A 12548-nucleotide genomic window follows, 5' to 3' on the forward strand; every position below is an offset into this window, starting at 1 on the left:
CTCCCACTCATCCACCCTCCCACTCATCCACCCTTACACCAGCGGTGTCTTAGCCGGAATCCCCGGCAGACGAGGAAATTTGTCGGGGGTGCGGTCGACTTTGGCGAGAATCACGTTGTGGCGAACGCCCTGGGTTAAGGGAGTGGTCTGCGATCGCACCTCCAGGAGTTGGCCACCTAGGCGTGGCAGAATCGCCATCAGACCGGCTTCCTCTGCTGCCGTCCACTGGCCGCGATAGAGCACAGCCTGGCCTTCTAGCTTGAGCAGCGGCAGGGCATACTCAGCACAGGTGTTAACCGAGCCCACGGCGCGCAGCAGGGCCAGATCGTAGGCTTCTCGGTGAACAGGCTGGTGGGCGACCTGCTCAGCTCGCTGGGGCAAAAAGCTAACGTTGGCGATCCCCAGGGTTTCGCAGACAATTTCGAGCGCCGCAATTTTTTTGCGGGTGGCATCCATCAGGGCGATCGCCCAGTGAGGGAACACCAGCGCCACCGGCAGTCCTGGGAACCCGCCGCCTGTGCCAATGTCAACCACCTTCAGCCCAGCGGCACTGGCTTGGGGATCGCTTAGCCAAGGAGCTACGCCCTGGAGCGAGTCCCACAGATGCTTTTCCCAAAAATCTTCGGGCGTAGTAATGCGGGTCAGATTGACCTGCTGGTTGGCGACCAAAATGGCCTCGTAGAGCTGCTGTAACCTCTGCTGCTGGGGATCAGTAGGCTGCCAGTGCAGGCTACTCTGCCAGCGATCGCCGTTAAAAGATAGCCGATCCATAGCGCTAACCCTAACCCGCTGCCGAAGACAGAGACGTCTGGGGCACTGAGGTCAGAGTGCCGTGGTCCAGCTGCCAGCAGCGATCGGCCAGTTCAGCCAGTTCGTCGCCATCGTGGGAGACTACTAGCAGCGTCCAATTTTGCTTGAGCTGCTTAAGCAAACCAATGATCTGCCGCCGCATCGACCAATCTAGGCCCGCTGTGGGTTCATCAAGCAGCAGCAGATAGGGTTTACGAATTAGCTGCACCGCCAGGGCCAGCCGCCGCTGCTGCCCGCCGCTCAAATCATGCGGCGAGGTTTTTAAAGAAAGCTGCTCTAGCCCTACGGCCTGCAACGCCTGATCAATCTGTTCACGGGCCAGTTCTGGGTGCCCCAGGCGCAGTTCTTCGAGCAGCGTGTGCCCACAGAAGTGGCGTTCGGGAAACTGAAACACCAGCCCTGCTAGCTGCCGCAAGGCCTCGGGGTCTAAATCTTGCTGCCGCCACTGAATTGCTCCTATCGTAGGCTGAGCAAACCCCGCCATAATCTCTAGTAGAGTGCTCTTGCCCGACCCACTGGGTCCATAAATTAGCCCTAGCTGCTGGGGAGCCAGCTCCAGAGAAATATTGCTCAAAATAGCCCTTGGGCTAGCCGGTGGATGATAGGTAAGTTGACGAAGATAGAGCATTCTACCCGGCAGTAAAACAACAAATGATGTAGCTAAGACGGCAAGAAGATGTTATCTCTTTTCCAGTGTGCCCTACGGAGCTGATATTAGCCGAGACAGGATCAGTTCAGTGAGAGCTAGGCCAGTGTAGCTTCTGTAACATTACTGCCACAAACGCCCTAAGAATTCGCCACAATTGGGCCATTAGGCATCGCCGTCAACTATTCATCAGTAGATATTTCTCCCTCCAGGAGTCCTGTTTTGTTCCCCATGTCTAGGTCGTAACGGATAAATCACTATGGTTTTTCACGCTCGTCTTGCCTCACTTCGCCTAGGGTCGCGCTTTAGAGCACTGTCAGCGGGTACTCTTACCATCGCTTTTTTGGCTCTAGCGCCTACAGTGGCCCAGGCCGGAGATCCGTTTCGCACCACCGATCCCCACGATATTGGCGACAAGACCGAAGCTGTCTTTAACGCACTGTTTTACGAAGGCAACTACACAGCCGCTGAGTCTTTAGTTGGGCAAGCGATCGCCGCAGAACCCAATGAGCCTATGAACTACGCCATTGCAGCGGCCCTAGGCTACCTCAATAAAGACCTCAATCAGCTGGCCGACCAGGCTCGCCTGACCCAGCAAACCGCCACAGCACTCAAAGCGACCGACCCGCTACGTGGTCATATCTACACGGCTGTCGGTATTTTTATGGAAGGAGCCCATACGCTGCAAACTCAAGGCATTGCCCGTGGCACTCCCGCTGCCCTGCGCATGCTACAGCGGGTTTTTAGCGAACTTGATGCGGCCGAGAAGATTGACCCCAATGACCCAGAGTTAAGCCTGCTGAAGGGCTTTATGGACTTGCTGCTGGCGGTCAACCTCCCCTTTGCGAACCCCGACCAGGCCATTGCTCGCTTGCAAAACGGCCACCCTGACTACCTGACGCATCGTGGTATTGCCATCGGTATGCGCGACCTAGGACGCTACAGCGAGGCCCTTGCCGAGGCCGATAAGGCCCTGACGGCTGCCCCTACCAATCCCGATTTGCTTTACCTGAAAGCCCAGATTTTGTTTCTTCAGCAGCAGTACGCCGCCAGTTTGCCCTTTTACCGGTCTGCGTTGACCTACGCTGACCAACTGCCAGAGTCTACGGTGCAGCGCATTGCCTTCGAAGCCTGTCAGGCCGAGGGAACCAACAGTGAGGTATGCGCTGAGCAATCGGGGATTTAACGAAAGCTAGCGATCGCGATTCGGACTGGTTAAGCCCTATGCTGAGTAGTGCAGCATGGGGCTTTGTTATGCAGGTTGAATTTCGCGAATGCGACTTCTTTAACCTTTGGATTTGGCTACGGTTTGAGACCGTGCCCTCCAATATGGAGCAGCAGTACATCGACGAAGTCTTTTCGTCGTGGTTCTTTTTGGGCAAGCTGGGCGGCTTTAACGCCGAAAATCTCCAGGTGCAGGATACCGGCCTAGACATCAACTATCTGCCCTACGATGAAGATCGACTGGGTAACAGCATGCTGTCGGTCATGCACAATACGAGCGAAGTCGAATATCAGGGGCTCTGGGCTCGCTGCTGGTTCGACCTAGGCACCAGCGATGCCATTGCCCTCGACGTGTTGATTAACGCTTTAGAGCAGTTCAGTCGCGAGTACGTCGTCATTGAGGCCTGCTACATCGGTGGCGAAAACCCCGACTGGCCGATTCCAGGTAGCGGACAACCCGAGTTTATCGACGAAGACGCCTGATCTTGGTGCCGTCTTTAAAGATGCCATCGCCCCTAAAACAGCAAGAGGAGGGGATGTCGCTCATACCCCCTCCTCACAAAGCCCAGTTTGACACTGGGGCTTGGGGAATTCAAGCGAATTGCCCCCGCCTGCTGCTAACGAAACATGCTGCTGACCGAGCTTTCCTCGTGGATGCGCCAGATCGCCTCACCCAGCAGGTTAGCCATCGACAGTACCGTGAGTTGCTTAAACTGGCGAGCCGCCGTCATCGGAATCGTGTTGGTTACAATCACCTCCTCGAACAGCCCTGCCGATAGCCGCTCTACCGCCGGGGGCGAGAAGACGGGGTGGGTGGCACAGGCATAGACGTGGCGAGCGCCCTCCTGCTTTAGCAGGCGTGCCCCTTCGCAGATGGTGCCAGCCGTATCGATCATGTCGTCAACGAGCACGGCGGTTTTGCCGCGCACATCACCCACCACATTCATGACCTCAGCCACGTTGTGGGCCTGACGACGCTTGTCAATAATTGCCAAAGGCGCATCGTCAAGCTTTTTGGCAAAGGCGCGAGCGCGGGCCACACCGCCCACGTCGGGAGAAACCACCACTAAGTCTTCTAGTTTTTTGCTAGCGATGTAGTCGATTAGCACCGGGGTACCGTAGACATGATCACAGGGAATGTCAAAGTAGCCCTGGATTTGGGCCGAGTGCAGGTCAATAGCCAAGACCCGGCTGGCACCCGCCTTGGTCATCAGGTTAGCCACCAGTTTGGCCGTAATCGACTCGCGTCCGGCAGTCTTGCGATCGGCCCTGGCGTAGCCGTAGTAAGGAATTACGGCGGTAATCTGTCGAGCTGAGGCGCGCCTACAGGCATCGATCATGATCAGCAGCTCCATCAGGTGATCATTCACCGGCTGGCAGGTGGGCTGAATCAGATAGACATCACAGCCGCGAATCGACTCTTGAATTTGGATGTAGACTTCGCCATCGGCAAAGCGCTTGCGCACCATTGGGCCTAAATCTAACCCTAGATAACGAGCCACTTCGCGCGCCAAGTCAACGTTAGCTGAGCCCGAAAAAAGTTTGAGGCGGTTGTTCTCCCCGAAGTGCGGTAACGACGGAGTTTGCATCGGCAAAGTGGCAGAACGGATCACTTCAGGCCCTCTGAGCATGTTCACCTAGGAAATCCTAGCATTCCAACCTAAAAAGCTTTTAAGCATTTATCCTTAAAAACGCTGCGATCGCTTGGGCCGCTTTCTTGCGCCTAGCATTTCTAAGCTGGCGGATAGCGATCCCGTCTCAACAGATATCGCTTATCTATATTTGTTATGTCATTTTTTCGGGGTATCCACCACATTGCGATCATCTGCGGCGACTACTCTCGCTCGAAGCAGTTCTACACCCAGGTGCTAGGGTTTGAAGTGATTCGAGAAACCTATCGAGCCGAGCGGCAGTCCTACAAGCTCGATCTGCGACTAGGGGATGGCACCCAAATTGAGCTATTTTCTTTTCCCGATCCACCACTGCGTCCCTCGCGCCCAGAGGCCCAGGGGCTCAGGCATCTGGCGCTAACGGTAGACGATTTAGACGCGACCATTCAGCATCTTCACCACCATCAGATAACGACTGAAGCGATTCGCGTAGATGAGCTAACTGGCAAGCGCTTTACGTTCTTTCCAGACCCCGATCGCCTCCCTATTGAGCTGTACGAGCGGTGAGGCTAGCCTGTTTTTTGAGTCGGGCGTGGCAATGCTGATGGGCTAAGGATTGTGGCCAGACTTGAGGACTCGCCCTAGAACTCGTCGGTCAGCCATTCCAGCGATCGTGCACCTAAGGGCAGAGGAATGCTGACCGCCTTGCCCAGGCGAGGGCGATCGCGAGTTTGGGCGATCCACTGCTGCACATACTCCACCTGCCCCCATTCGTTCAGGTACAGCAATACCTGACCCAGGTGAGCCAAATACTCCTCTTCACTGAGCGGAAACGACGCCTGCTCTAGATAACGCCACATCACCTGAAGAAAGATTTTGCCCTGGGTGCGCCGAAATTGAATATCGAAGGAATAGCCCCACTTTTCGATCAGAAGGGTCTGCAAGTCTGCCCCGGTCATTGCCCTAGCCCTACCATCGCTACGCCCGATACATTTCTTTACCATACGCCCTAGTGGTCAGCCCAAGCCTAGCTGCCACTACACTCGCCAAAATTGACCAAATCGCTTAAAAAACAGCCATATTGATGATTTGATGTGGGCTAGAGCCGCCCTATTAGTGATTTGAGTCTACAAGAAGCCTGTTTTATTCGGTTTTCTAACCGTTATCGCCCAACAAAGCGCGATCGCTCCGGCTCCTTTATCTCTACCAAGAATTTTCTGAGAACAGCAAGGTGCAATAATACGATTGGTAAAGCTAAAGGCGTGGTCAGCGACATCGGGACTGCTCCAATTGGTGCCCCGTTAAGGGTTTGCTTAGGCGCGGTGAAGACAGTCAGCCTGCTGCCGTTGACCTAGGCTCAGCTACCGCCGTTGATAGCTGTTATTCATTTGAAACAGGTATACCAGTCTGGATTATGACTCAAGTTTCTGGAACCTCCGATGTCCCTGATTTGGGGCGACGCCAATTTATGAATTTGCTCACCCTCGGGGCCGCCTCGGGGGCCATTGGGGGCATGCTCTATCCCGTCATCAAGTACTTTGTGCCTCCCTCCAGCGGCGGCGCTGGGGGCGGGGTAACCGCCAAAAATGAGCTGGGTAACGACGTGATTGCTAGCTCGTTTGTGGAGACCCACAAGCCGGGCGATCGCGTTCTAGTGCAGGGGCTCAAGGGCGACCCCACCTACCTAGTTATTCAGGAAAGTGGATCCTTAGAGAGCTACGGTATTAGCTCTATCTGTACCCACCTGGGCTGCGTAGTACCCTGGAACGCCAGCGAAAACAAGTTTATGTGTCCGTGCCACGGCTCTCAATACGACGCCACGGGCAAAGTCGTACGAGGTCCGGCACCGCTGTCTTTGGCCTTGGCCCACGCCGATGTCACTGAAGACGACAAAGTTACCCTCAGCAATTGGACTGAAACCGATTTTCGCACTGGCGAGTCGCCTTGGTGGGCCTAGACTGAGCCTGCGCTTTGGCAAACTGCAGCGCCATACCCCCGTTGACATCACCCCAGTTGACATAACTTTTGAACGCATGAATAGACTCACTTCATTAATCAACGGCCTGCGCCCTCTCGCCATTACCTGCGCCGCCGTTCTGACGGTGTTTGCAGGCTGGCTGGCGGTACCTCAGACCGCCGAGGCGTATCCCTTCTGGGCTCAAGAAAACTACGCCGCCCCCCGTGAAGCCACAGGCCGTATTGTGTGTGCCAACTGCCACCTAGCGGCTAAGCCCACCAAGGTAGAAGTTCCTCAGGCGGTTCTGCCCGACTCTGTTTTCAAGCTCAAAGTTGAAATTCCCTACGATCTCGATACTCAGCAGGTGTTGGGTGACGGTAGCCGAGGCGGTCTCAATGTAGGTGCTGTAGTGGTTCTGCCCGAAGGTTTTAAGATTGCGCCCCCCGAGCGCATATCTGAAGAGCTACAAGAAGAAGTCGGCAGCACCTACTTCCTGCCCTACAGCGACACCCAGGAAAACATTATTCTGGTCGGGCCTCTACCCGGCGAGCAATACCAGGAAATCATTTTCCCAGTGCTGTCTCCCGACCCAGGCCAGGACAAGTCGGTTTCCTTTGGTAAGTATCAAATTCACGTGGGCGGCAACCGGGGCCGAGGCCAGGTATACCCCACCGGCCAGGCCAGCAACAATACTGTCTACAACGCCACCGCGAGCGGCACCGTCACCGCTGTTGAGCCCCAGGCGGCGGGTGGTTACCTCGTCACCATTCAGTCTGAGACAGGCAATGATGTCACCGACACAATTCCGGCTGGCCCCGAACTGCTGGTCGCGGCAGGGGATGTGGTAGAAGCGGGTAAGCCTCTGACCAGCAACCCCAACGTAGGCGGCTTCGGTCAGATGGATACCGAAATTGTGCTGCAGAGCCCCAACCGCATCAAGGGCCTTGTCGCCTTCCTGGCGGCGGTGATGCTAACCCAGATTATGCTGGTACTGAAGAAGAAGCAGGTCGAGAAAGTGCAGGCTGCTGGTATGACCATGTAGGTTAGCTGCAATGGCATAGCCGCCTGATTTACCGATTTGATCAATCATCCGTAAAAAGGCATCAGCAAAAGGGGACGCTAGTGGCGTCCCCTTTTTTAGGGCTCAGATTTAGGCCAGTGGCTTTCGTCAGGAGTCTGTTTAGTGAGCTACAATTGTTAAGTATTTTTGCATATTCGAAACTTGTCTTGAGCCTTTTTAAGTTTGGCGCTCGGGGGTGGTTTCGGTGCCCGATTATTCTCGCCAAGGTTTTACACAGTTATGACGCTTCCCATTCGCAACGTTGCAATTATTGCCCACGTTGACCACGGCAAAACCACTCTGGTAGATGCCCTGCTGAGGCAGTCCGGCATTTTTCGCGAAGGGGAAGACGTGCCCGACTGCGTGATGGACTCTAATGACCTAGAGCGGGAGCGGGGCATTACCATTCTGTCGAAGAACACGGCCGTTCACTACGGCGAGACCCTGATCAACATCATCGACACCCCTGGCCACGCCGACTTTGGTGGCGAGGTAGAACGAGTGCTGGGTATGGTTGACGGCTGCATTCTGATTGTGGATGCCAATGAAGGCCCTATGCCCCAGACCCGCTTCGTGCTCAAAAAAGCGCTGGAGAAGGGTCTGCGACCGATTGTAGTCGTCAATAAGATCGATCGCCCCCAGGCCGAGCCCCACGGTGCCGTTGATAAAGTGCTCGATCTCTTCATTGAGCTAGGTGCCGACGACGACCAGTGCGATTTTCCCTACCTGTTTGCCTCGGGGCTAGCGGGCTATGCCAAAACCAAACTCGAAGACGAGGGCGTCGATATGAAGCCTATGTTCGAGTCGATTCTCGACCATGTGCCGCCCCCGGTTGGGGATGCTGAAAAGCCACTACAGATTCAGGTCACCACCCTCGATTACTCCGACTATCTGGGCCGTATTGTGATTGGCAAAATTCACAATGGAGTTATCAACGCCGGGCAGCAGGCCGCTCTAATCAAAGAAGACGGCAGCATGGTGAAGTCAAAGATTTCTAAGCTGCTAGGCTTTGAGGGCCTGCGCCGCATCGATATTGAGCAGGCGTCGGCGGGCAACATTGTGGCGGTGGCAGGCTTTGCCGATGCCAACATTGGCGAAACCATTACCTGCCCCACCAACCCTCAAGCGCTACCGCTGATCAAAGTAGACGAGCCCACGCTACAGATGACCTTTGTGGTGAATGACTCGCCCTTTGCGGGTCAGGAAGGCAACTTTGTCACCTCGCGGCAGCTGCGCGATCGCCTCATGCGTGAGTTAGAGACCAACGTAGCGCTGCGGGTAGAACCCACCGACTCCCCCGATCGCTTCTCCGTGTCGGGCCGGGGCGAGCTGCACTTGGGTATTTTGATCGAAACTATGCGCCGCGAAGGCTATGAGTTTCAGGTCTCCCAACCCCAGGTGATCTACCGCGAAGTCAATGGCCAACCCTGTGAACCCTACGAGCTACTGGTGCTAGATGTGCCCGAAGATGGCGTGGGCGGATCCATGGAGCGCATTGGCCAGCGTCGGGGCGAGTTGCAAGACATGCGGATTATGGGCGATGGCCGTGCCACTCTGGAGTTTGTGATCCCAGCTCGGGGCCTAGTCGGCTTTCGCGGCGAGTTTATGCGCTTGACCCGTGGTGAAGGCATCATGAATCACAGCTTCTTAGACTATCGCCCCCTCGGTGGTGATATTGAGGCTCGCCGCAATGGGGTGCTGATTGCCTTTGAGGAAGGGGTAGCCACCTTCTACGCCCTCAAAAATGCTGAGGATCGCGGCGTGTTCTTCATTACCCCCGGCACTAAGGTGTACAGGGGCATGATTGTAGGTGAGCACAACCGCAACCAGGATCTCGAACTCAATATCTGCAAAACCAAACAGCTGACCAACCACCGGGCTGCTAGCGGAGACGAACTGGTGCAGCTACAAAGCCCTGTAGACATGAGCTTGGAGCGGGCTCTAGAGTATATCGGCCCCGACGAGCTGGTGGAAATCACCCCTGAGTCGATTCGGCTGCGTAAGCTCTCTAAGAAGCTGGCCAAGCGTTAGACAAATTAAACGCTAGGGCGTTAGGGTGGCATGGCACAGTGGGGCCAGCCACCCTTTTTAATGCCGATCTCTCAATGAAGCTGAAGGAGCGTAACCGAAAACGAAGATGGCCTTTAGGCTGGGACATTGGCCGTATCACTAGGCTTTATAGACGGTTCTTCATGCTGCTTTGGTTTGGGTATGCTCTGCTAGTTAGGGGAAGGCAATCGGATGAAATTTGCGGCACGCTTCACCAATTGGCTGGAACAGCGCTGGGTTAATCCTGCCTATGTAGGTTGGGTGCTCTTGGGACTGGCGCTGTTCTTTTTTGCGGCAGCGACCAATACCCTAGCGGGCTGGCTCTACGTGATTAGCGGAGTGATGCTGGCGCTGCTGATGGTGGCGGCCTTGCTGCCTCCCCGCAACCTACAGGGGCTGGTGGTGACGCGATCGCCTATTCAGCCCGTCACCGCTTGCATACCTCTAGCGATCGAACTTCGGGTTCACAATCCCCAGCGTCAGCCCAAGGGGCTTTTTCAAGTGATTGACTCACTGCCTGCTGCTCTTGGGCCAGTACAGGTAACAGCCGTTAGGACCCTGCCCCCAGGACAAACTTATACCTGGCGCTATGAAGTGCCCACTCAGCGCCGGGGCATTTACCGCTGGCCCAGAGTCGATCTGCGGACAGCGGCTCCTCTGGGGCTATTCTGGTGCCGTCGCTCTACAGAAGCACCGGCTACAGCGGTGGTCTACCCCCAGGTGTTGACCCTCAAGCGCTGCCCCCTGCTCGATACCGTTGGCCCCCGAGACGGCCAGCACTGGCGCTATAACCCGCTGGCAAAGGCGGATACTCAAGGGATAACGCGATCGCTGCGTCCCTACCGCTGGGGCGACCCAACCCGACTGATTCACTGGCGCACCAGCGCCCGCTATGGCGAGCTACGGGTGCGTGAACTCGAAACCATTACCGCCAGCTGCGAAGTAGTCATTGCCCTCAACACCACCGCCCGCTGGGATGAAACGAGCTTTGAGCAGGCGGTAGTAGCCGCAGCTTCGCTCTATACCTACGCCCTTAAGCAAGGGTTTACCGCCGCGCTGTGGCTGCCCAGTCCAGCCGGGCAAGACAACCTGCTGCGAGAGAGCAATCGGGTGATGTATGCCCTGGCTGAGGTAGCACCAGCCCCAATAGCTCAGAACGTTATGATTCCACCGCAGCAATCAACGATTTGGCTTACGGCAGCCGGGACAGAAGCGGTTAATTTGCCCACAGGGAGTCGTCAGATCATTTGGGGCAGTAGCTCTGCGGCAGCAGCTTTGGTCAGCAGCTTAAGCACACTGAGAGTTGACCCCAATGAGCCCTTGGAGACGCAACTTCAGGTCAATGTTACTTAGCTACCCCTTAGCAAGCCGTCACTTGCTAAACATCCCAGTGAAGCCCTCACGATGGGGCCATCAGCAGGATATTAAGGAGCCGTTGTTGTAACCGCCTAGACATTTAAGTTTGACAACGCCCCAGAACCCACGACATCTCGGGAAGAGCGCAGAGCTATAAAAAGGCAAAAAAAAGGAGAGCCCAAAATAGCTCTCCCTACCATCAGGGTGCATCTGAATACCATAGTAACTCAAAAATTGCATGGGGGGCGAGACCCCTTATTGAATTCTATCAATGGTTTCAGCCAACATCATGCATTCAGTTTTTGGCTAAGGAGCTGATTGCTCAGTTTTGGATCAACCCGGCCTCCGCTGCGCTTCATGAGCTGGCCCACAAAGAATCCCTGCAGCTTTTTCTTGCCCCCGCGATAGGCTTCGAGTTCGTCAGGATGAGCCGCCAGCACCTCATCGATCATCGCCTCAATTTGGGCTGGATCAGATATTTGGCTGAGTCCCCGCTCTTCAACTAAAGCCTTGGGCGACCCGCCCTGGGTCAGCAGTTCGGGCAGCAGGTCTTTGCCGATTTTATTGCTGATAGTGCCTGCCTCAATCAGCTGCACTAGCTCGGCCAGCATCTCAGGCTTGAGCGGCAGATCATCAATGGAAAGCTTTTCGTTGTTGAGGTAAGCAGCAATATCTTGAGTGATCCAGTTAGAGGTTAGTTTAGCGTCAGCTCCGGCCGCCATTGTGGCTTCAAAGTATTCGGTAATGGCACGCTCATCGCTGAGTACGCGAGCATCGTAGGGAGAGAGGCCAAACTCTGCCTCGTACCGAGTACGCTTTTGAGCCGGCAGCTCAGGCAATTCGGCCAGCCAACCCTCTTTTTGCTCGACGGATACCACAATGGGGGGCAGGTCGGGTTCTGGGAAGTAGCGGTAGTCGCTAGATCCTTCCTTAGAGCGCATGCTCTTAGTGCGCTGGCTGCTTTCATCCCACAGGCGGGTTTCCTGCATGATTCTTTCGCCCGTTTCATTGGCCTTGATCTGCCGATCGATTTCGTACTCGATCGCCTTTTGAATGGCGCTAAAGGAGTTCATGTTTTTGATCTCCACCTTGGTGCCAAATTCGGCTTGGCCTACGGGGCGCACAGAAATATTCACGTCGCAGCGCAGGGATCCCTCCTGCATATTGCCGTCGCTAACCCCCAGGTAGCGGACAATGCGGCGGATTTCCTGGGCGTACTCAGCGGCTTCTTGGCCGGTACGAATGTCGGGTTCAGAGACAATCTCGATCAGCGGCACTCCAGCCCGGTTGTAATCGACTAGAGAATAGGTGGAACCGGCCAGGCGATCGCTGCCTGCATGCACCAGCTTACCCGCGTCTTCTTCCATGTGCAGGCGGGTTATGCCGATGCGCTTGCGGGTGGCTTCCTTAGTTTTCTTGTCGATTAGCTCAATTTCTAGCCAGCCGTGCTCAGCGATGGGCAGATCGAACTGGGAAATTTGATAGTTCTTGGGCAGATCGGGGTAGAAGTACTGCTTGCGATCGAACTTAGAGTAGGGAGCAATCTGGCAGTTTAAGGCTAACCCCGCTTTTACGGCATACTCCAACACCCGCTGATTGAGCACCGGTAGCACCCCCGGCATACCCACCACAATGGGGTCAATGTAGGTGTTAGGGTCTGCTCCAAAGGCGGTAGACGCCGGGGAGAAAATTTTGGTTTCGGTGCACAGCTGACAGTGAGTCTCAAGACCAATGATGGCTTCGTACTGGGTTTTGGTGGGGGCCGCAGTGGTCATAAACCGCTCCAACGGGGAATTTGGGTTACTTATCCATTGTAGCCCTGAGATGGAGTGGGGA

The 12548-nt window shown here is 55.5% G+C and carries 12 protein-coding genes; 7 read left to right on the forward strand and 5 right to left on the reverse strand.

Translation table 11 applies throughout. The features are described from left to right. Positions 1-33 precede the first annotated feature (33 nt). On the reverse strand, positions 34-771 hold the full coding sequence (gene rsmG / locus IQ273_RS22830) for a 16S rRNA (guanine(527)-N(7))-methyltransferase RsmG (protein ID WP_194025465.1): 738 nt from the start codon (positions 769-771) through the stop codon (positions 34-36). A gap of 10 nt (positions 772-781) precedes the next feature. Beyond that, positions 782-1438, reverse strand: a complete 657-nt coding sequence (locus IQ273_RS22835) for an ABC transporter ATP-binding protein (protein ID WP_194025466.1) — start codon at positions 1436-1438, stop codon at positions 782-784. Between the two features lie 277 nt (positions 1439-1715). Between IQ273_RS22835 and IQ273_RS22840 the strand changes: the two genes are divergently transcribed. Next, the gene (locus tag IQ273_RS22840; RefSeq protein ID WP_194025467.1) at positions 1716-2642 is read left to right on the forward strand and encodes a Sll0314/Alr1548 family TPR repeat-containing protein; all 927 of its coding nucleotides are present in this window, start codon (positions 1716-1718) and stop codon (positions 2640-2642) included. 68 nt (positions 2643-2710) lie between these two features. Continuing rightward, positions 2711-3163 carry a DUF3531 family protein gene (locus IQ273_RS22845; protein ID WP_194025476.1) on the forward strand — a complete coding sequence of 151 codons (453 nt, stop codon included), beginning with the start codon at positions 2711-2713 and terminating at the stop codon, positions 3161-3163. A gap of 134 nt (positions 3164-3297) precedes the next feature. Here the strand turns inward: IQ273_RS22845 and IQ273_RS22850 are convergent, their stop codons facing one another. Further along, positions 3298-4269, reverse strand: a complete 972-nt coding sequence (locus IQ273_RS22850) for a ribose-phosphate pyrophosphokinase (protein ID WP_194025468.1) — start codon at positions 4267-4269, stop codon at positions 3298-3300. A gap of 198 nt (positions 4270-4467) precedes the next feature. Between IQ273_RS22850 and IQ273_RS22855 the strand changes: the two genes are divergently transcribed. Then, positions 4468-4857, forward strand: a complete 390-nt coding sequence (locus tag IQ273_RS22855) for a VOC family protein (RefSeq protein ID WP_194025469.1) — start codon at positions 4468-4470, stop codon at positions 4855-4857. 74 nt (positions 4858-4931) lie between these two features. On the opposite strand, the gene IQ273_RS22860 is transcribed toward IQ273_RS22855, so the two are convergent. Continuing rightward, the gene (locus IQ273_RS22860; protein WP_194025470.1) at positions 4932-5249 is read right to left on the reverse strand and encodes a DUF3067 family protein; all 318 of its coding nucleotides are present in this window, start codon (positions 5247-5249) and stop codon (positions 4932-4934) included. A 455-nt stretch (positions 5250-5704) separates the two neighbouring features. Here IQ273_RS22860 and petC point away from each other — a divergent pair, with 455 nt between their 5' ends. The 4 genes from petC (at position 5705) to IQ273_RS22880 (ending at position 10709) form a co-directional block, all read left to right on the forward strand. Beyond that, entirely contained in the window at positions 5705-6247 is a 543-nt protein-coding gene (gene petC / locus IQ273_RS22865) for a cytochrome b6-f complex iron-sulfur subunit (RefSeq protein WP_194025471.1), read from the forward strand. Between the two features lie 76 nt (positions 6248-6323). Next, on the forward strand, positions 6324-7289 hold the full coding sequence (gene petA, locus IQ273_RS22870) for a cytochrome f (protein WP_194025472.1): 966 nt from the start codon (positions 6324-6326) through the stop codon (positions 7287-7289). 258 nt (positions 7290-7547) lie between these two features. Beyond that, entirely contained in the window at positions 7548-9338 is a 1791-nt protein-coding gene (gene typA / locus IQ273_RS22875) for a translational GTPase TypA (protein ID WP_194025473.1), read from the forward strand. A 210-nt stretch (positions 9339-9548) separates the two neighbouring features. Continuing rightward, on the forward strand, positions 9549-10709 hold the full coding sequence (locus IQ273_RS22880; protein ID WP_194025474.1) for a DUF58 domain-containing protein: 1161 nt from the start codon (positions 9549-9551) through the stop codon (positions 10707-10709). Positions 10710-10999: 290 nt separating this feature from the next. Here the strand turns inward: IQ273_RS22880 and gatB are convergent, their stop codons facing one another. Further along, positions 11000-12487: an Asp-tRNA(Asn)/Glu-tRNA(Gln) amidotransferase subunit GatB gene (gatB, locus tag IQ273_RS22885; protein ID WP_194025475.1), complete on the reverse strand. Its 1488-nt coding sequence runs from the start codon at positions 12485-12487 to the stop codon at positions 11000-11002. Between the last annotated feature and the right edge of the window lie 61 nt (positions 12488-12548).

The organism is Nodosilinea sp. LEGE 07298 (assembly GCF_015207265.1).
In the GTDB taxonomy this organism is placed as follows: domain Bacteria; phylum Cyanobacteriota; class Cyanobacteriia; order Phormidesmidales; family Phormidesmidaceae; genus Nodosilinea.